Genomic DNA, 18070 nt, shown 5'->3' on the forward strand with positions numbered 1-18070 from the left:
TTTAGGAGAGCAGGATGAAATTCAGTGAACAATGGCTGCGTGGCTGGGTAAGCCCGCAGGTAGATCGCGACGAGCTGGTTGCTCGCCTGTCGATGGCCGGTCTTGAGGTCGATAGCGTTACGCCGGCCGCCGGTGTTTTCAGTGGTGTGGTGGTGGGCGAGGTGTTGAGCACCGAGCAGCACCCTGATGCCGACAAATTGCGTGTGTGCCAGGTCAGCAACGGCTCGGAAACCTTTCAGGTCGTGTGCGGAGCGCCTAATGTGCGCCCGGGCCTGAAGATCCCGTTCGCTATGATCGGTGCCCAGTTGCCGGGCGACTTCAAGATCAAGAAGGCCAAGCTGCGTGGCGTTGAATCCAACGGCATGCTGTGCTCCCAGGCCGAACTGCAAGTGGGTGAGGGCAATGATGGCCTGATGGAGCTGCCGGCCGACGCGCCAGTGGGTCAGGACATCCGTGTTTACCTGGAACTGGAAGACGCCAGCATTGAGGTCGACCTGACCCCCAACCGTGGCGACTGCCTGTCCCTGGCTGGCCTGGCCCGTGAAGTGGGCGCGCTCTACAACGCACCTGTCACTCGTCCAGTGGTCGCTGCCGTACCGGCGGTACACGACGAAGTACGCTCGATTGAGGTACTGGCACCAAACGCCTGCCCGCGTTACCTGGGACGTGTGATCCGCAACGTGGACCTGTCCAAGCCAACCCCGCTGTGGATGGTCGAGCGCCTGCGTCGTGCCGATGTACGCAGCATCGACGCTGCCGTCGACATCACCAACTACGTGATGCTGGAACTCGGCCAGCCGTTGCACGCGTTTGATCTTGCCGAAATCAATGGCGGCATCCGCGTGCGTATGGCCGAGGAAGGCGAGAAACTGGTGCTGCTCGATGGCCAGGAAGTCAGCCTGCGTGCCGACACTCTGGTCATCGCCGACCACACACGTGCCCTGGCAATTGCCGGCGTGATGGGTGGCGAGCACAGCGGTGTATCCGCGACCACCCGTGACGTATTCCTTGAAAGCGCGTTCTTCGACCAGATCGCGATCGCTGGCAAGGCTCGTTCCTACGGCCTGCACACCGATGCGTCGCACCGCTACGAGCGTGGCGTGGACTGGAAACTCGCCCGTGAAGCCATGGAGCGCGCTACCGGCCTGCTGCTGGAAATCACCGGTGGTGAAGCCGGCCCGATTACCGAAACTGTCAACGAACAGTACCTGCCGTCGATTGCACCGATTACCTTGCGTGCCAAAAGCGTTGAGCAAATGCTCGGCCTGGTCATCGAGCCGGCTGAAATCGAGCAACTGCTGTCTGCGCTCGGCCTGGGTATTTCTGCGGGTGGGGAAGGGCAGTGGCAGGTTGCAGTACCTAGCCATCGCTTCGACATCAGCCTGGAAGTCGACCTGATCGAAGAGCTGGCGCGCCTGTACGGCTACAACCGCCTGCCGGTTCGCTATCCGCAAGCACGCCTGGCACCGCAACCCAAGGCCGAAGCGCGTGCGCACCTGCCTGAACTGCGCCGCCTGCTGGTCGCCCGTGGTTATCAGGAAGCCGTGACCTATAGCTTCATTGATCCAAAGCAGTTCGAGTTGTTCAACCCTGGTGTTGAACCGCTGTTGTTGGCCAACCCGATCTCCAACGACATGGCCGCCATGCGTTCGTCGCTGTGGCCGGGCCTGGTGAAGGCTCTTTCTCACAACCTGAACCGCCAGCAAGACCGCGTGCGTCTGTTCGAAAGCGGCTTGCGTTTCGTCGGCCAGCTTGATGGCTTGAAGCAAGAGCCGATGCTGGCGGGCGTCGTCTGCGGCAGCCGTCTGCCGGAAGGCTGGGCGCAAGGCCGTGAGGTCGTGGACTTCTTCGACGTCAAGGCAGACGTGGAAGCGGTGCTCGGCTTTGCCGGTGCGTTGGACGCCTTTACGTTCGTGCCGGGTAGCCACCCAGCGTTGCATCCAGGCCAGACTGCACGTATAGAGCGTGAAGGTCGCCTGGTAGGCTTTGTGGGCGCCATTCACCCAGAACTGTCGAAAACCTTGGGGCTGGACCGTCCAGTCTTCGTGTTTGAGCTAGTCTTGGCTGAAGTTGCGTCGGGCAAGATGCCTAAATTCAGCGAGTTGTCGCGCTTCCCTGAAGTGCGTCGCGACCTGGCCCTGATTGCCGACCGTGAAGTCGCTGCCACTGCAGTTCTGGATGTAATCCGTGAAAATGCAGGGGAATGGCTGACAGACCTCAGGCTATTTGACGTCTATCAGGGTAAAGGCATTGATCCGCATAGAAAAAGCCTTGCAGTTGGCTTGACCTGGCAGCATCCATCGCGCACTCTTAATGACGATGAGGTGAATACCACGACGCAAAATATCCTCACCTCGCTCGAACAAAGGTTGAACGCCACGTTAAGGAAGTGACGTATGGGGGCTTTGACGAAAGCTGAGATGGCGGAACGTCTGTACGAAGAGTTGGGTCTGAACAAGCGCGAGGCCAAGGAATTGGTTGAGCTGTTTTTTGAAGAGATCAGACACGCTCTGGAAGACAACGAACAGGTCAAATTGTCCGGTTTCGGCAATTTTGACCTGCGAGACAAACGCCAGCGGCCTGGCCGCAATCCAAAAACGGGAGAAGAAATCCCGATCACGGCTCGCCGTGTGGTCACCTTTCGTCCAGGGCAGAAGTTGAAGGCCCGAGTTGAGGCTTATGCTGGAACCAAGTCATAACGACGAGCTACCCGTCATCCCAGGCAAGCGCTACTTCACCATCGGTGAAGTCAGCGAGCTGTGTGCGGTAAAACCACACGTGCTGCGCTATTGGGAGCAGGAGTTTCCTCAACTCAACCCCGTCAAACGCACCGGGAACCGTCGGTATTATCAGCGCCAGGACGTGCTGATGATCCGACAGATCCGCGCGTTGCTGTACGACCAGGGGTTCACCATCAGCGGCGCACGCCAGCGTATGTCCGGTGATGAAGCCAAAGACGACACCACCCAATACAAGCAACTGATCCGCCAGATGATCTCCGAATTGGAAGATGTACTGGTGGTGCTGAAAAAATGATTCAAGCTTTAAAAATACTTCCACATTTCAAAAGCTTGCGGTATATTCCGGTTCGCTTCGTTAAGAAGCGAACCCAGTAACACGCCTAGTCGGGGCGTAGCGCAGTCCGGTAGCGCACTAGCATGGGGTGCTAGGGGTCGAGTGTTCGAATCACTCCGTCCCGACCATATTATTCAATGACTTAGGCCAATGTTCACAGCATTGGCCTTTTTCATGTGCGTGACATTTGCGTGACTTCTCGTTTTTTCAAGCCTGCTTCCTCTTCAAGATTGTCAGTATCGGTCCGCGAGAATCGGTTGCTGATACCATGTTCGCAGCTTCAATCAGATGCCCGAGCTCAGCGCCCGAGTAGTGACTGGTGATACTGCCGTTCTTGTGCCCCAAAAGGGCCTTACGGTCTTCCTCGGTTACGCCTGCGGCGCGCAGCCGACGGCCAAACGTGTGTTTAAGGTCATGGATCCTGATGGATGCATACCCAGGGTGAGCGGGGCGAAGGTTTTCCTCCTGCCAGAGTTTCGCCGCTCTCACCCGCGCCTTCTTCCAGGCCGAGTCGTTCATGCGGTGCATCGCGGTGCCGTTGTAAGGGAAGACCCATTCCTTGCTGATACCGCGCTGCTTCTCGATGATCGACCTGGCCACGCTGTTCAGCACCACCAGCCTCTCGTCACCGTTCTTCACGCCAGAGCGCTCATGCCTGCCACCAAAGTCGGCCGGTATCAGAAAAACGCTGGTGCCCAGTTCCGGTACCGCGATCTCCCAATCCCATCTCAGCTTGCAGACCTCCTGCTCCCGCGTGCCGGTGTTCACTTTGAACAGCGCCATGGTTTGCAGGTGAGCCGGCAACTCTCCGAAAAGAATCGACTGCTCCGGCCATGACATCGGGTACGGCTTGCGGCTCGACTTCTTCTCTTCCAGCTTCGTGAGCATCGGCACGCTATCCAGCCACGGCCTGCGCTCATCGTCTCGCCACTTCCTAGCACACAACGACAAAACCCGAACCACACGCTCGATCGAGATATTCACCGTTCTGTTGCTGACTCCCTTCTTTACCTTCCCGCCTTCCAGCTTCTTCGTCGCCAGCCTGTCTTTGATGAACGGCACCAGGGCCTGGTCGTCAATGTGAGTCAGCGGCATATCGCCAATGAAGGCGTCCAGCTGCGAAAGGTGATGGGCCGACAGCTTGATTGAAGGCTGGTCCTTGAACTCCAGCAGAAAGCGAGTCGCCGCCTCCCGCCACGTTCTGACCTTCTTCACGCCGTACACCTTCTGCTGCCGGATTTGCTCAAGCCTGAAGATCAGGTAGCGTTCCGCTTCTTCCCGGTCACCAGTTCCAGTGCTTTCGTAAAGTCGTTCTCCGTTGATTTTCTTGTCGATATGCCAGATGCCTTTCCTTTGGGAGAGGCCTGTGATCGATTTTCGCGCCATGATTTATCTCCTTTCTGGCGCTCGCTGCGGGGCGATTGTTGCTCCGTTGCGCCTTTTTTATCAATCGCCTTTGCCTCGACGTATGCCGTGGCCCAGTCGTCCAACTCCTGTCGGTCAAACCCTACGCCGCGGCCGCCGATGGGAAACTCGCTGACGAAGGGCCGGACGGTCTCGTCGAAAATTGCCCGGCACATGCCCAGGTATCCAGGCGCTTCCTTTGCTCGTATAAATCGCGGCATCAGTTGTTGCGCGCCCATACCTACCTCCCGCCCACCGTGGGCCGCGCTGTCTTGATGATGTGGATTGCCAGACCGAAGCTGATCAGCAGCCAGGCGCATGTGCCGGCGAAGGCGTAGAGCAGTGCCTCGGTGGTGCCGGTGTCCAGCAGGTCGATAGCGAACCAGCCGAACCAGCCGAGTGTTCCTACCAGGTACAACAGGGCGCCCAGTACAGTCAGGGTGAGTTTCATAGCGAACATGGGGTGTCCTTGCCGCGCTGGGCGGCAGAAGGTGGTTAATCCCAGTCCCAGTCCTGGCTGAGCGCCGGACGGGCTGTGGGGATTGTTTCGAGGGTTTTCAGGTTGAGCAGCGTGAAATAGCCGCGATCAGGCATCCATCCGGCAGTGTCGATGTGGATGACGTTGCCGAGCGTGGCGGGAGATCGGATAGGGGTGTGTCCGACGACCAGGGCGCGGACGCCTTCGACGCCCTGTGTTTCCTGATGCTCGAACCGTCTGCGCGACCACATGCAGCTGTTCTGCACCTGCTTGAGCCGCTTGTTGCTTTCGGGCGATTCCAGTTCATCGCGAAGCTGCCCCCAGGATGGAAACGGGCAATCTGCGTGGACGATGCCAATCAGGCCTTGGGCCGTCTCAACCTCGATCGCAATCGGCAATTCCTGGAAAATAACCTGATAGTTCTGCTGCTCTGTCAGCGGTAGACCAACGAACCAAACGCCTCCGTTGTACATCCAGTTGCCGATGTCGCAGGTATCGAAACGGCACACGTAATCGTCATGGTTGCCACGTACTGGGTGAAACCATGGCTTGTTCAGCCACTTGATCACGTCTTCGCACTCGGGCCCGCGGTCGACTAGATCGCCAACACTGAAGAGTCGGTCAGCGGCGGGATCGAATCCGACGGCATCCAGAGCGGCTTGCAACCGGGTGAAGTGCCCGTGGATATCACCGACCGCGAAATCCCGTCCAGCCGTGTTTGCGGCGAAGCGCTTCACGCGCGACACCTCGATAGTTTCGAGCATGTGAAATACCTCGCCCGCCGCTCACCGGCAGGCATGTAGGGGGATTGGGTGATGGCTTTTTGCCTAGATTTCTACTGCGTCGAGTTTGGTGTACAAAAGGGTTCAACTTTGCTCGTGATGAGGCATGGACGTGTCACACAACTTCGATGCACCAATAGCGCACGCTTATCGCGGCCACGTAATGTTCCTCAAGTTCGACTGGCGACGTCCAAACGACGATGCGCCAATTTCCGCGAAGATCATTGAGCCGGCGCCCATTCATGGCTTTGGTGAAGTCGCTGCCGAACTAAAAGGCCCATGGCCTGACTACCCAGCCGCCCTTTACGAAGCAATGGCTAGCGCTGAGCGTTGGATTGACAGCCAATTACCCTAAGGCGTCTGCGGCAGGCATAAGGTGGGGAAGCTTTCCTTATGCCCGCGAAAAGTAGTGCTGGTTCACAAAACCGTATTTATGTCGCCCCAATTGGTCGGATTCCAAGCACTATCAATGAGTTAGATGGTCGATCAGTTACCAAAAAAAGATAGGCAGCTATGCGATCTCTAATTGTTGATATGCCCAATGGGCGCGAGCTCGTCCAAGAACTCGATCTTGCGACTGAGCTAATGATGTCCATTCCCATCGAGCTTGTCGGCGGTGAGCAATGGCAGGCAGCTTTTGATAGGCAGCAGTTAGCATTCAAGGCTTGGCGCTCATACCTTCTTTGCATAGCCAAGCATCCGAAGCGTGACGCTCCGTGTGAGATAAGTAAGATCGCCTGAGCCTCAATGTGGGCCGGTAGGCGAACCAGAGGGTGGCGATCATGGCGTCACCTTGATATCCACTTCGTCATGGATCCACTCGATATCGAGCAGATCATCGTCGTCAATCTGCGATTCACGGTGGTCATTGCTTGCCAGCAGCTCCTCCATCTCGTCGTCATCGACGTTCTCAATGACCTTTCGGAAGTTCACGACTGCCTTGCCGGTTAGCACGACTGTTCTTTTCATGGGCGAGTTCGTCCTTGCCGCTATAGCGGCTGACTTTGAATGGGGAGGGGTTACAGAGGTTTCAGCAAATCAGTTGTGCCAGTGCCAGCAGGCACCAGCAGTAGGTGGGGAGTTGGGATTTCATTGCTCAATCCTCGAGTAAGGCGACATGCTTGGGCACGGTAGATTGCCGGAGCCTTCGTGATACTCTCCGCATGCCAGGCACTTGAAGCGGGCCGGTGTGATGCGCTGGTTTTCAGGGCGAAGTGCGAGTCGTGCAACATCGCCACCACCCTCTGCTGGCTTGTACAGCTTGGCACTGCATCCCATGAAGTCCGGGTATCCACCTTCACGGCCCATTCTGTGTGTTCCGTTGATCAGTGGGATGCCGGCCTGACATCCGTCGCACTGGTTGCGCGGTGCCTCTGCTGGCTTGAGTGCGGCGCGCATACGGGCACGCAACCTCAGTACAGCGTCCAAGTCCAGGGGCTCACGCCCCACAGCGTCTAGCACTTCGCCAATCAACCCCTCCAGCACATCCGCCCGCTCATCCGCTGCGGTCAGGCGCTGTCCAATTTCAGCCATGCGCTTACGATGAAGTTCGTTCAGGCGGTCGATTGCCTTCTGCGCCTGATTGAAAAGTGACTGATAGCGCCCAAGCTCAGCCAGAGCCGCGTCACGCTCGGCGGTTACGCGGTCGAAGTCAGCCGCCAGCACAACACTGAGCCTCCCCAGTGATTCACCCTCTACAAGCCCTGTTTCGGTTAGGTGGTAACGCTTTACTTCGGACACAGCTGTTTCCTTGCCGGGCCATGCCCGGGCGGTGGAGTGTGGGAGTTCAGAGTTGTTGCAGAAGGCGCCGGCCGATCCAGCGAACCACGGTGACGGCCTTGCTGTTGCCGATCGCCTTGTAGCGCGGGCCATCCGGGCATTCGTCGGCGGGCTTGTTGCGCCAGGGGATTAGAGTGTGGTCGTCAGGGAATCCCTGAAGTCGCTCGCATTCGGTGGGAGTTAAGCGGCGAACTGCTGACCCAGACTGAACGGCCTGTACCTCGGCGCGAGCTTCCAACGTGTAGGCATGATCGGCCTGTACTCCCACACCATCCGGTCCGCTCGCAGGGTTTGTGCGAAGTGCGCCCGCCTGGATTGCGTGAGTCACAATTGGCTGACCCCGCCCCGTGCCGTCCTCGCTTCCGTCGAAGCCTTCGGCCTTGAGTGTGTGAGTGATTTCGCCGGTTACGCATACCGCGACTTGGCCACCTGCATTTGCATGGCTGCCGCTATGGTTCATGGCACGAAGGGTTGGCGCTATTGGCCCGGCGTCTGCGCCATAGTCCTTGCAGGTGAACGCTGTCACAGCCTGAACGCCTCCAGCTAGATCAAAGTCAGTCCCTAGCCCGCCACCGCCCGAAGTGCGAGCGCTAAGGGTTCCGGCAACATCTTCCCGCGATTCTCTGCTCGGCGCAGTATCCCGGCGCACGCCGTCGCGCTCAAAAAGTACTTCGAGGGGATCGAACCCTTCTCTAGCACTTGCGACAACGAACACACGGCGGCGTCGTTGGGCCAGGCCGAAATATTGGGCGTCCAAGATCCGCCACGCGATTGTTCTTTTGGGTCCATACACACAACCAGCGTCCTGCCACTTCTTCCCTGGAGGCTGCAGCTCGCAGTCTTCCCCAGCAAGCGCGCCAAGAAAGCATCCGAAGGCGTTCCCTTTGTCGCTGAGGACGCCGGGGACGTTCTCCCAGACGATGACGCTGGCGGGTTTGCCGTTGATGGCTCGAACATAGTCAACTGCATCTGCAAGCTCCACGTATTTGATGGTGAGGGCGCCGCGCGGGTCGGTGAGGCCTTCGCGCATACCGGCGACAGAAAAGGCTTGGCACGGGGTGCCGCCGACCAGCACGTCCGGCGCCGGGATCTTGCCGGCCAGCACCAGGGCTGCCAGCTTGGTCATGTCACCGTGGTTCGGCACATCGGGGTAGTGGTGAGTCAGTACCGCCGAAGGGAAAGGCTCAATCTCGGCGAACCAGGCGGCGCGCATGCCCAGCGGGTGCCACCCTTGCGTAGCCGCCTCGATGCCGGAGCAAACTGAGCCGTATGTGATTTCCACGGTGTATCTCCAGTCAGGCGCCGCCCTCCGGTTACCGGATGCAGCGAGTAGGGGGGGTTATGCGGGTTCGATGATCTCGTCGCCCGGGTCTTTCTGGATGGCGAGAAGGCTTTTGTTGCGGAATTCCCTCGCCACGTTTTGCGATATCTCGATTTCGTGGCGCGGCGGATTCAGTAGCGGCTGGCACTTCGCGGCGCCCATCGCGTGCAGGTGATGAATCATCAGCGTCATCGCCTCGCCCTGCTCAGTAATGCCTGACCACTCCATCAGGTCGGCCAGTGCCTGTCGGGTGCCGGGGCGAACCCTGAGCCTCAATTCCTCTTCGGCAAGTGCCACGCGCTTCCTGGCGGTTTTCGCCGAGCGCTCCTGCACAGTCTTGGCCATGGCCTACCTCTTCTATTCCGCTGGCGGGCAGTGCGAGCCAGGTTTGACGTTTGCGTTGCTGGGTGCGGGCTATGCGGCGCATGAGGTGCTTCCACGCCGGGCCTTTGGATAGTCGATGCCGTGGGCCGCGATGATCCGCTCAAAGGCCTTATTGTTGATGGCGAGCTTTCCGCAGCACTGGCGCCGTGTGATTCCAAGCTCCAGGAATGCACGGATGCGCTCGGCGTACTTCGCGTCGCGCTCGCCCATTTGGTCTCGGCGGTAGTTGTTGTTCGCACCGCCTCGTTCCGGCTTCTTGAACGTGATGTCGTTCATGGTGGCGTGCTTGTAGACGTTGCGGCGACTGATGCCAAGAGCGGCGGCGGCCTCTGTCTGGGTGTGCGTGGCGCTCAGTTGGCGCATGTGCTCCACCAGCTTTAGCCTGGCCTGCTCCCGAACATCTTCCCTGTCCAGGGGCAGGGGAGCTGCTTCAACCCTGCGCCGAACGAAAGGTTTTGGCGCGGGCGGCATCTGTGTTTTGTAGGTGATTGGCTTGGGGACGTACCCGCTGGCCGGGCCTTCTTCGATCCTTCCGCCCGTCGCCAGGAACAGTGCAGTCCTGGCAGCGATATCTTCGGATGCCGGCCGAAGGCGTTCTACTTCGTTCTGTAGGATGCTGATCATGCTGCTTTGCTCCGCAGTTTCTCCTCATATCCGTCCACCAACAGCTTGAACTCCCAAAGCTCCTCCTCAAGCTTGTCGATGTAGTTGTCGTCGCGCTTGAATTCCTGCCACCACAACTGTCGTCCGACCGATTCAAGGGCAGGGCAGTACATCCCGATGTGCCACCACTTGCGACCGGTGATCCACATGCACCCCTGTACCTGGTCCATGATCTCGCTGGCGTCATTGTCGATGTGGAACGATCGAAGTTTTTCAGGGGCGAGGAAGCACTTGTACTCCGAGCCGCCATCTTCGCCGATGAAGCCATCCGCACTGGCGCCAAATGCGCCGTCGTCGGTTTTGACCAGTCCGACCTGGGTGACAATCAAACCAGTTTGAGCTTCATGCTCCATGCGAGCCTGGGGCTCCAGCTCATGCCCCCGGCGCATTTGCCAGGTTTCAAAGCCACCATCCAACGGCTTGCCGCTGATTCGCTCTACAGCCAGCCGGAAGGCGTAATCCTGAGCCTTGGCGGTTGGCTCGCCCTTGTTCGGGCCTGACTTCAGTTTGGCTCGAGCATCGCCAAACATGCTGGCGGTGATAACTCCGGCTCGCTCCTGGTGCCACTCTTCCGACCCCTGCGCGCAATTCACGATGATCATTCTGGGACCTCCTCAAATTCAACTTCTTCGTCGGCTGGTGGTTCGGGCTGCTGGTCTGCGACGTCCTCGCTTTCCGGCTTGGCCTCTTCGGTGGCCTTGAGCTTCACTCCGCACGCCACCACCGCGGCCTTGAACAGGTCGTAGGCTGTTGTGTCCTTGGCGTCATTGATGACAGCCACCCCGGCCTTCCAAACTTCTGTCAGTGCGTCGGGCGTGATTGCAGCTTCGGCCTGGGTAATCCAGTAAGCGGACAGGGCAGGATCATGGGGGACTTGTGCGGCCTTCTGGCTTTGCGCCTGAGCCTGCTCCTGTGGCCGCAGCTCCTCGGGTAGATCTTCGATGTCCTGCGTGAAGATGTCCGATGCCGCAGTGACGTTGAGCGTCATGGCGATCATGGCCCGCTTGCAGGCCATCTTGAGGATGGTGTTGGCCAGGTCTGCTGGTTCGGTGCGGATCTGGTCGGCCGTATTGCCGTTTTTGTAGTATTTCTTCCGGCGCAGATTCTCCGGAGTGGCGTCCAATTCCGCTTTGCAGATGACGCCGCGCCACTTGTACTTCTCTTCGCTGGACGAGCATTCCCCTACGCCTTCGCCGAGGGCGACGCCAGTCATCTGATGGCGACCAACACAAGTGACCCGGTAGCGCGCTACACCTGGGCCGGACAGATCTTCAATTCGGTATTCCTGCGCAACCCGGAAGGTCACACAAAGCACTTCAGCACCCGGCTTGTATAGGGTTGGTTTCTGGGTTCCTGGGATGGTGCCGTAGTGCGTTTCCCGCTTCATGATGCCCTGCATCACTTCCTGCACCAGGTTAACGCGCTGGCGAATCTCTACGGCCGAGAAGCGGTGAACCTCGGCGGCAGTAAGGCCGGCGCTTTCGCGTGCCGGCATTTGAATGATCTCGTTCATGACGACCTCAGTAAGTGATGGCGATGGCTGGAATCTTGCGCTGAGCAATCAAGGTGACTGCCTGTTTCGCGCACTCCACGGGCATACCGCCGGCGATAAATGCGTCCAGCGCGGCGCGGTTGATCTTTGCTTTGTGCGCCTTGTCCGCTTCCCGCGCGGCGGCTTGGCGGTTGATCTCGTCGGCAGCGGCATTTGCCCGGGCGATCTCTGCGAGTCTCGCTCGCTCAGCGGCTTCAGCTTGGCGGCGCTCCGAGTCAATGCGCTCTTGTTCTGCACGCTGCTCAGCAGCTACTCGATCTGCTTCGGCCTGAGCCATCGCTTGCTTATGTCGCTGCTCGTCTTCGATCTTCTGTTGCGCGGCGCGCTGCTCCGATTCGATCTTGTCCCGCGCTGCCTGGGCGGCGGCTCGCTCCGATTGCTCAGCAGCCAACTTCAACTCCAGCTCGCGGCGATCAGCGGCGGCTTTTGCTTCGGCTTCACGCTTGGCTGCGGCATCACGCTCTGCCTGTGCACGCTGCTCGGCTTCGCGGCGGGCGCGCTCCTCAGCTTCCCGAGCGATTTGGGCGTCACGTTCGCGCTGGGCCTGCGCTTCTGTTTCGGCGCGCAGCCTGACCAGTTCCGCCTGTTCGGTTTCATATTTCTGGCGGGCGGCGAGGGTGGTGCGCAACTTGTCCAGAACCTGATCCTTGGTGCGGGCAGCATCAGCCTCGAACTCTTCCCAGTGCTCGCCCATCTTCACCGCCTCAACCGAGGCGATAGACTCAAGCAGTTCCGCGGCGGTGACGTCCGACAGATCCAAGGCAAAATCCGCAATTGCCTGTACGGCATCGACGTGCCGATCCTTGCGAGCCTGCTCGGCGACTTCCCAGTCAGTCAGCGGCTTGCGAACTTCCTCTTGCCACGTGCTCAGCAGCTCACGAACGCGCTTGCGCTCGGCGTCGATCTTTTTCGGTACATCCTTCAGTTCTGCGACGAGCTCTTTGCCCAGGCTGTCGAGTTTCGTTTTTGATCCCGCCAGGCTGTAAGCAATCGAGCGATACGCGTCTTGGCCCTTTTTGGTTTTCACGTCAGGTGCCGAGGCGTTGAACTTGTCGATTTCTTCACGGACGCTCTGAAGGTATGGGTCCAGGCCGTTAGGGGCGCTGAATACTGCCAGGGCTACTTCTTTGGCTGGCAGGATCGCCAGTTGTTGTTCTGCGGACATGGGGATTCCTTGCCGCGATGCTCGCAGCGATTGAAGGTGTTGGTTATTGAGTGATTCGGTCAGCGAGGGCGCTGAGCAACATCAGGAAGGTGAGGATGGAGAGTGCTATGGCAGACCCGCGCCAGAAGCAGTAGCGCTTGGCTCTTTGGTAGGAGGTCATGGCTGCGACTGCTTGCGGTAGCCAGAGTCGTAGAGCTGGCCCGCCATAATTCGGCGATCCCTCATGATGCCCGTGAGGATGTTGGTGTCGGCGATCATCTCCTCGATCGCTTTCTCGCGTTCTTCCACCGCGATCTGCTCGGGCGTTCGGACAGGTCGAAAGCATCCATATGCGCCTTGAGCGACCTGCAAATATTCGAACTCAGGAGGCGCATAAAAGGTGAATGCAGCCACCTCGAAAGACCCGCTCATAAAGTGGGCTATAACCGTTACTTGGTCGCCAACACGCGGGTCCGTCGGGATGGTTTCCTCGGGATTGAACCCGGCAAACTCGCAGAGCGTTCCAACAGGCGGCAGGCCTTCGCCGGTCCAGGGCCTTTCCTCATAAGCCCACACGTCAAGGTAAGCGCAAAGCGCTGAGCCATCACAAGACTCGCCACGTACCCGGTTTTGCTCATGAATCACGCTTTTAACAAAGGTAACTCTCGGGAAATGGATATTCCCAACACAGGCGACAAGCGCGCCTACGCAGTCTTCTGGTGCACCACTCCAATCAACAATCATGCTTTCACCTCATAAGCGACAGTCCACTCACCACACATGCAGGCCCGGCCGCTCCAGGCGTGAACGTTCGGGATTCCCGCGTCATGAGCCAGCGATAGGGCGCCCAGCCACTTGGTATGAGTGAAGGCCAGGATCATGCGGTCGGCGGGCAGCTCTTCGATTTGCTCGTCGATCAGCGATTTCAGGATTGGCGTGGTCATGCGACAGCCTCCTTGAGCTGCGTATTGCGCTCGACGAACTTGGCGTCAAGCGCATCGCGGTAACGGTTGGCGGTAGGGGAGTCGACCAGATCGGCGAACTCGGCCATTTCGATCATGCCCATGACGAAGGTGCGGTCCGGTACCGGCGTGCAGGACTTCTTCATCTTGGCGATTTCCAGGCCCAGGCGGGCGAGGGCGGTAGGGGTATTCATAGTTCTTCGTCCTCGGCCTGGGCCGCCAATGCATCGTCTGCCAATGGCTCAACAAGGCTCTGAGCGATGATCCTGAGCTGTTCTTTTGGGTCGGCTACCGCCAGCAGGTCCTCGGCGCCGTCTCGGGCCAGGAAGCGATCACCGAGCAGCCCAGCAATGACCATCTCGCCAATGGCACATGGGCTCTTGCTGTCACTGTTGATCGCGAACTGCTCGACCTCGGCGGCGAAGGTCTTGAACGTCACGCCCTGCGCGGAATGCAGTCGGCGCTTGAACTGCACGTCGCTGCGCCGATCAACCAGCGTTTCAACTGCGTTATCGATCCACTCCTTGCGGGCAATCTCCACCGCCGACTCGCTCACTGGAGGCGGCAACTGAGCGTCGTAACGCTCCTGGCATATCTTCAATGCTGCGTTCATGCTGCCTCCGGCCAGTGGCGCTCAATGCTCTCTTTTGCGTAGATGGAAAGCCGCTCGTAGCCGTTCACGCCACCGCAGCCTGGCATCGTTCCTTCCAGCTCGACGCAGGCGCGGATGTCGCAGCGGCGCGAGCAGACCCAGCCGCCGTAGTGGCATTGGTGGACTTCGCCTTTCGGCTCCGGGTGATGGGCGAGGCCGCCTTTCCACGATGGCGAGCCGCGCAGCTTGAGGCCGCATCCTCGGCACACCGCTTGAGTTTCAGTACAGTTATGCATGGCGACCTCCAGTGTTTGGGGTTAGGCGGCAGAATTGGGCTGATGAGGTCGCCAGTACTCAATGAGGCTGTCGGCACCCCAATAGCAGTTCTCGGCCTGCTTCTGGGCAAACTCTTTTCCATCAAGATATTTGACGTCTATGAGCCCGGCAGCATCGCTTGGCCTGCCATGCCCTCGACTCCAGTAATTCCACTTGCTCATGAATCTCTCCATTCGTTGGTTCACCCGGTTAGGCGGGCTATTCGTTCGCTTCAAGCCATTCGCGCACCTTGGTGATGCCCATATGCTCAAGCAGGTCGTCGGCGCCGAACTCTTCAATCACCTCGCCCAGTTCGAAGCACTAGAGAACATCCGAGGGATCAGCGTCGGCGGTAACGCGAAGCCAGCTGCTGCTGGTGGGTTCCGAAAAAATGCTGGATGCGGTAAAGGTTATTTCCTTGGTTTTCATCACAATCTCCGGTTGGTTCACCTGTATTCGTCAACACTCATGCCTCCCGCTGGTTGCCGATGGGCGCGGGGGAGGAGTGCTGACGTAATAGAGGCGCGTAAAAAAGCCCGAACATTGCCCGGGCTTTCGGTGCGACACATAGATCTCCCTACGTGACGCCTGGGTGAGTTTTTGGCGGGACCGTCAGCGCCAGAACGCCAACAGCCCCGATCTGGAACGCCAGCGCTCACGATGGAAGCGCAAGGGACCGGTTGGCAGGCCGTCATCAGTTGGCGGTTCTGGCCGCGCATGGCTGAGCGCTGCGCCGATCAGGAACAGTAGGAGCATGGTGATCTCCGGTTGAGGTGGTTGATGCAGATGACCGGAGCTGATCCCGGCACGACTATTAGCGGCCTTAGTGACACCGGAGTTTCACCGGGGCGAAGGTTTCAGCCGCTTATTCTCGGACTCGCCGTGGCCATCTGGGCGCTTACTCACTCTATCGGCCACGATTCCCGCGATCCCTCAGGTCTTACACTTGCCCGTCAGCCCGGGCATTCATCTGCGTGTTGCGGTGATGCAGGTGGGCGGTTATAGGCCGCAGTTTCGTCCGCATCCCAAAGCCCACTCATTGAATGGGCAGAGGTGATGCTGGTTTTCCGTTGGCACCGCGTATCGGGTCATTCACTCGGTTCGAGCATTTCGCTCTAGTCAGCCGCCGAGGTGGTCCTCGCGTTGGTAGCCTTTCGGGGCTATCTGATCTCCGGTCGCCGTAGAGGCAGTGCCGTCTTTGTTCGTATTGCGCATGTTGTTAAAGAGCGGTCAGGCCCTGAGGCCCTGGCGAGTCCCTGTTGGGTGACTCGATGGAGTCAAATATAGGGTAGCCTTTATTTCGAGTCAACAGGTTTGCCTTTATTTTTTGTTCAGGCGAAAAAAAAGCCCGCGAGAGGCGGGCCGGTTGCATGATGCTTTAAAGTTTGTTGGCGTTGCTGCTGGCTTTCGACTCTCGCTCAGCCGCCTTTTTGGCGGCAGCATCGATGTCGCTTATGGTCGCGGCAGAGGTGTTGATATCGCCCGAGAACTTCTGCAGCGTAATGCTGACCTTTTTTCCACGCCAGGACAGGGTCTCGTTGGTGAAAGAGGCCCCTGCCTTTGTTTTCACGGTCTCGCTTGAGGAATCCATCGGCGCGCCGTACTTGCTGGTGAAAAGATCTGCGAGTTTTGAGAAGTTGTCGCTGTTGGTGGTCAGGTAGAAAGACTCAACTCCAGGCCCGCCAGAAAAAACTGATAGCGTGTATCCAAACCCAATCTCTGGCCCTCCACGTACCGAGTAGAGATTCGTATAGGGTGCGTCGTGGCAAATCTGCTTGCTGATAACCGTGCCCCGAGGGCATAGCGGGAGCGCATCTTCAACCTTTTGATCGAAGCGTAAACCCATGAAACTATCAGGCTCCTTGGTCCAGGTTTGCGCCGCCGGCTTCTTAGCGGCAAAAGCAGGCGAGATCGCCAGAGCAGAAAATAGAATAAGTAAGAATTTTGATTTCATTGGTTCCCTCCATTGGTTAGGAAGGAACGTTATCATCATGACAAAGGGCCGGCCACTCTTACGATGGCGCTATGCCATAGATCAGTAGAGAACTGAAGACCAGAAGACCTTACCCAGCACCACGATGCCTTTTTCGGCGAGTTCTTGCGCTGTGTACTCTTCGTCCTTGTGCTCGTCGATATTGAAGCTGCGCATCCTTATTCCGCCACCAGGTATGCGGTAAAGGGTTTTTACGCGTAGCTCACCATCATGATTTACGGCGTACATCTTGCCGTCCTTCACTGTTGTCGAGGACAAATCAACGCCGACAGTGCTTCCATCTGGCAGCACGGGCTCCATGCTATTGCCATGAACAGTCACGCACACCGCCTGGTCAGGCTGCACACCCTGGTTGCGCAGGGTCACCTTGCCAAAGCGAAGCTTTCTAGTACTGGACTTTTGAACGGCGGTGCGACCAGATCCGGCCGAAAGCTCCACTTCCTTGAGAAAAGGTAGTTCCACCTCGTCATCGTCCAGAGGGGTGTCGTCATCCCAGACGTCAATAGGCCCAATCATCGTCGCGTTGGAGAGCAGCTCTGGCGGCTCCAGCATCGGCTGAGGCTCCGACATCACGGCGCCCCATTGGCTGCCAGGAAACCGGGTTCCCTCGGATAGCCAAACAGGGTCTACGCCACAAATCTGAGCAAGCTTCACAAGATGCCCGCTAGACCTAGTAAGCCCTCGCTCAATCTCTGAAACAGATGCCTGTTTAATCCCGGCGCGCTCGGCCAATTCGACCTGAGTAAGGCCAGCTTTCTTGCGTGCGTATTTGAGTCGTTCTTTGAGTTCCATAGCGGGTGAATTTAAAGGTTGTCCTTTGAAGTTGCAAAAAGGTATACCTTTGCCATATGATAAAGGCATCCCTTTATATGGGCGGAGAATCATGAACAATTCCTTTAACAAGCTGGTCGAGCATTTCGGCTCGCAAAACGCCACGGCAGCAGCTCTCGGTGTGAAACAGGGGACCGTGAGCGGATGGGTTCGGGGTCTCCACGGATGCGCCGCCGAAGTGGCCATGCGTGCGGAAATCGTAACCAACGGCGCCATCAAGGCGCGCGATCTCCGTCCGAGCATCCCTCAACAAGCCGCTTAACCCTTTCGAACAACCAAGGAGCCTCACCAATGGCATACGACGACCCATCCCACAAACGCAGCGCCGTTATCAAGGCGCGATTCACCCCCGAAGACTTGCGCTACCTGCGCATGGAAGCAAAGCAGGCGGGCATGCAGCTCGCTACTTATATCCATGAGCTTTCAATGATCGCGCGCCGCTTAGGTGCCGCCCAACTGATCCGAGAGATGAATGCCTGTGCACAGGATAAATCAGCTTAAGAGCCCTATGGAGGACCTATGCCTGAAAGAACCTTCGACCTCCTGGAAGAAGGGGCTCAGGACGAGGTTAGACAGTTAAGTGTCGAGCTCGGATGGAGCCTTGAACACGCGACGAAAGAATACCTGCGTGCAGGTAGATCACTCGCGATCCAGGCCCAGATGGAGCAGATGAAGCGCAAAGCGCCTCTGCTTTCTCTGGTTGAACACAAAAAGGGCCTCGAAAGGGCCGAAAAAGGAGGGGCTGATGAACCAATTGACCCTTAGCAGTAAATCGGAAGCACAAAAAAGCCACCG

At 58.3% G+C, this 18070-nt stretch carries 28 protein-coding genes and 1 tRNA gene; 8 read left to right on the plus strand and 21 right to left on the minus strand.

Features of this window, described 5'->3' with window-relative positions; translation table 11 throughout:
* Positions 1 to 14 precede the first annotated feature (14 nt).
* The 4 genes from pheT (at position 15) to FXO12_RS00615 (ending at position 3203) form a co-directional block, all read left to right on the plus strand.
* A complete protein-coding gene (gene pheT / locus FXO12_RS00600; RefSeq protein WP_054898315.1) occupies positions 15 to 2393 on the plus strand; it encodes a phenylalanine--tRNA ligase subunit beta in 2379 nt (792 codons plus the stop codon).
* Between the two features lie 3 nt (positions 2394 to 2396).
* Positions 2397 to 2699, plus strand: coding sequence for an integration host factor subunit alpha (gene ihfA / locus FXO12_RS00605; RefSeq protein WP_002553164.1), 303 nt, complete (start codon positions 2397 to 2399; stop codon positions 2697 to 2699).
* Positions 2680 to 3036, plus strand: coding sequence for a MerR family transcriptional regulator (locus FXO12_RS00610; protein ID WP_003174972.1), 357 nt, complete (start codon positions 2680 to 2682; stop codon positions 3034 to 3036). Before ihfA ends, FXO12_RS00610 begins: the two co-directional genes overlap by 20 nt.
* 90 nt (positions 3037 to 3126) lie before the next feature.
* A tRNA-Pro gene (locus FXO12_RS00615) sits at positions 3127 to 3203 on the plus strand.
* A 79-nt stretch (positions 3204 to 3282) separates the two neighbouring features.
* On the opposite strand, the gene FXO12_RS00620 is transcribed toward FXO12_RS00615, so the two are convergent.
* The 4 genes from FXO12_RS00620 to FXO12_RS00630 are packed head-to-tail and all read right to left on the minus strand — an operon-like array spanning position 3283 to position 5721.
* Positions 3283 to 4446 carry a tyrosine-type recombinase/integrase gene (locus FXO12_RS00620; RefSeq protein WP_240678621.1) on the minus strand — a complete coding sequence of 388 codons (1164 nt, stop codon included), beginning with the start codon at positions 4444 to 4446 and terminating at the stop codon, positions 3283 to 3285.
* Positions 4332 to 4718: a hypothetical protein gene (locus tag FXO12_RS28850; protein WP_240678617.1), complete on the minus strand. Its 387-nt coding sequence runs from the start codon at positions 4716 to 4718 to the stop codon at positions 4332 to 4334. The genes FXO12_RS00620 and FXO12_RS28850 overlap by 115 nt, the downstream gene beginning before the upstream one ends.
* Positions 4719 to 4720: 2 nt before the next feature.
* Positions 4721 to 4939: a hypothetical protein gene (locus FXO12_RS00625; RefSeq protein ID WP_054898949.1), complete on the minus strand. Its 219-nt coding sequence runs from the start codon at positions 4937 to 4939 to the stop codon at positions 4721 to 4723.
* A gap of 35 nt (positions 4940 to 4974) precedes the next feature.
* Positions 4975 to 5721, minus strand: a complete 747-nt coding sequence (locus FXO12_RS00630) for a metallophosphoesterase (protein WP_054898950.1) — start codon at positions 5719 to 5721, stop codon at positions 4975 to 4977.
* Between the two features lie 124 nt (positions 5722 to 5845).
* Between FXO12_RS00630 and FXO12_RS00635 the strand changes: the two genes are divergently transcribed.
* Entirely contained in the window at positions 5846 to 6094 is a 249-nt protein-coding gene (locus FXO12_RS00635) for a hypothetical protein (RefSeq protein WP_222932975.1), read from the plus strand.
* A gap of 425 nt (positions 6095 to 6519) precedes the next feature.
* On the opposite strand, the gene FXO12_RS00640 is transcribed toward FXO12_RS00635, so the two are convergent.
* The 17 genes from FXO12_RS00640 to FXO12_RS00720 form a co-directional block, all read right to left on the minus strand.
* Entirely contained in the window at positions 6520 to 6708 is a 189-nt protein-coding gene (locus FXO12_RS00640; RefSeq protein WP_125919917.1) for a hypothetical protein, read from the minus strand.
* Between the two features lie 120 nt (positions 6709 to 6828).
* A complete protein-coding gene (locus FXO12_RS00645) occupies positions 6829 to 7479 on the minus strand; it encodes a hypothetical protein (RefSeq protein WP_160049437.1) in 651 nt (216 codons plus the stop codon).
* Positions 7480 to 7525: 46 nt separating this feature from the next.
* Positions 7526 to 8800: a DNA cytosine methyltransferase gene (locus FXO12_RS00650; RefSeq protein ID WP_160049439.1), complete on the minus strand. Its 1275-nt coding sequence runs from the start codon at positions 8798 to 8800 to the stop codon at positions 7526 to 7528.
* A gap of 57 nt (positions 8801 to 8857) precedes the next feature.
* On the minus strand, positions 8858 to 9184 hold the full coding sequence (locus FXO12_RS00655) for a hypothetical protein (RefSeq protein WP_054898958.1): 327 nt from the start codon (positions 9182 to 9184) through the stop codon (positions 8858 to 8860).
* A 69-nt stretch (positions 9185 to 9253) separates the two neighbouring features.
* Positions 9254 to 9847 carry a hypothetical protein gene (locus FXO12_RS28685; protein ID WP_057978610.1) on the minus strand — a complete coding sequence of 198 codons (594 nt, stop codon included), beginning with the start codon at positions 9845 to 9847 and terminating at the stop codon, positions 9254 to 9256.
* Positions 9844 to 10488, minus strand: a complete 645-nt coding sequence (locus tag FXO12_RS00665; RefSeq protein WP_057712091.1) for a lambda exonuclease family protein — start codon at positions 10486 to 10488, stop codon at positions 9844 to 9846. The genes FXO12_RS28685 and FXO12_RS00665 overlap by 4 nt, the downstream gene beginning before the upstream one ends.
* Positions 10485 to 11399, minus strand: a complete 915-nt coding sequence (locus FXO12_RS00670) for a hypothetical protein (protein WP_160049441.1) — start codon at positions 11397 to 11399, stop codon at positions 10485 to 10487. The genes FXO12_RS00665 and FXO12_RS00670 overlap by 4 nt, the downstream gene beginning before the upstream one ends.
* Before the next feature lie 7 nt (positions 11400 to 11406).
* Positions 11407 to 12603, minus strand: coding sequence for a hypothetical protein (locus FXO12_RS00675; RefSeq protein WP_160049442.1), 1197 nt, complete (start codon positions 12601 to 12603; stop codon positions 11407 to 11409).
* A 156-nt stretch (positions 12604 to 12759) separates the two neighbouring features.
* Positions 12760 to 13326 (minus strand): hypothetical protein, encoded by a 567-nt coding sequence (locus FXO12_RS00680; protein ID WP_057978962.1) that lies wholly within the window; start codon positions 13324 to 13326, stop codon positions 12760 to 12762.
* Positions 13323 to 13526 carry a hypothetical protein gene (locus FXO12_RS00685; RefSeq protein WP_057978960.1) on the minus strand — a complete coding sequence of 68 codons (204 nt, stop codon included), beginning with the start codon at positions 13524 to 13526 and terminating at the stop codon, positions 13323 to 13325. The genes FXO12_RS00680 and FXO12_RS00685 overlap by 4 nt, the downstream gene beginning before the upstream one ends.
* Complete coding sequence (locus tag FXO12_RS00690) at positions 13523 to 13738, minus strand: hypothetical protein (RefSeq protein WP_014717880.1); 216 nt, start codon at positions 13736 to 13738, stop codon at positions 13523 to 13525. Before FXO12_RS00690 ends, FXO12_RS00685 begins: the two co-directional genes overlap by 4 nt.
* On the minus strand, positions 13735 to 14157 hold the full coding sequence (locus tag FXO12_RS00695; RefSeq protein ID WP_057978921.1) for a hypothetical protein: 423 nt from the start codon (positions 14155 to 14157) through the stop codon (positions 13735 to 13737). Before FXO12_RS00695 ends, FXO12_RS00690 begins: the two co-directional genes overlap by 4 nt.
* Positions 14154 to 14432, minus strand: a complete 279-nt coding sequence (locus FXO12_RS00700; protein WP_160049444.1) for a hypothetical protein — start codon at positions 14430 to 14432, stop codon at positions 14154 to 14156. The genes FXO12_RS00695 and FXO12_RS00700 overlap by 4 nt, the downstream gene beginning before the upstream one ends.
* 21 nt (positions 14433 to 14453) lie before the next feature.
* Positions 14454 to 14633, minus strand: a complete 180-nt coding sequence (locus FXO12_RS00705; protein WP_047882113.1) for a hypothetical protein — start codon at positions 14631 to 14633, stop codon at positions 14454 to 14456.
* 430 nt (positions 14634 to 15063) lie between these two features.
* Positions 15064 to 15207 (minus strand): hypothetical protein, encoded by a 144-nt coding sequence (locus tag FXO12_RS00710; protein WP_160049446.1) that lies wholly within the window; start codon positions 15205 to 15207, stop codon positions 15064 to 15066.
* 622 nt (positions 15208 to 15829) lie between these two features.
* Positions 15830 to 16405 carry a hypothetical protein gene (locus tag FXO12_RS00715; protein ID WP_160049448.1) on the minus strand — a complete coding sequence of 192 codons (576 nt, stop codon included), beginning with the start codon at positions 16403 to 16405 and terminating at the stop codon, positions 15830 to 15832.
* An 81-nt stretch (positions 16406 to 16486) separates the two neighbouring features.
* Positions 16487 to 17236: a helix-turn-helix transcriptional regulator gene (locus FXO12_RS00720; RefSeq protein WP_122736703.1), complete on the minus strand. Its 750-nt coding sequence runs from the start codon at positions 17234 to 17236 to the stop codon at positions 16487 to 16489.
* 91 nt (positions 17237 to 17327) lie between these two features.
* Between FXO12_RS00720 and FXO12_RS00725 the strand changes: the two genes are divergently transcribed.
* The 3 genes from FXO12_RS00725 to FXO12_RS00735 are packed head-to-tail and all read left to right on the plus strand — an operon-like array spanning position 17328 to position 18040.
* Positions 17328 to 17537 (plus strand): Cro/CI family transcriptional regulator, encoded by a 210-nt coding sequence (locus tag FXO12_RS00725; protein WP_160049450.1) that lies wholly within the window; start codon positions 17328 to 17330, stop codon positions 17535 to 17537.
* Positions 17538 to 17566: 29 nt separating this feature from the next.
* Positions 17567 to 17776 (plus strand): hypothetical protein, encoded by a 210-nt coding sequence (locus tag FXO12_RS00730; RefSeq protein WP_056786173.1) that lies wholly within the window; start codon positions 17567 to 17569, stop codon positions 17774 to 17776.
* A gap of 18 nt (positions 17777 to 17794) precedes the next feature.
* The gene (locus tag FXO12_RS00735; protein ID WP_057978879.1) at positions 17795 to 18040 is read left to right on the plus strand and encodes a hypothetical protein; all 246 of its coding nucleotides are present in this window, start codon (positions 17795 to 17797) and stop codon (positions 18038 to 18040) included.
* Positions 18041 to 18070: the final 30 nt, after the last annotated feature.

This window comes from Pseudomonas sp. J380, assembly GCF_009827115.1.
GTDB lineage: Bacteria > Pseudomonadota > Gammaproteobacteria > Pseudomonadales > Pseudomonadaceae > Aquipseudomonas > Aquipseudomonas paracarnis.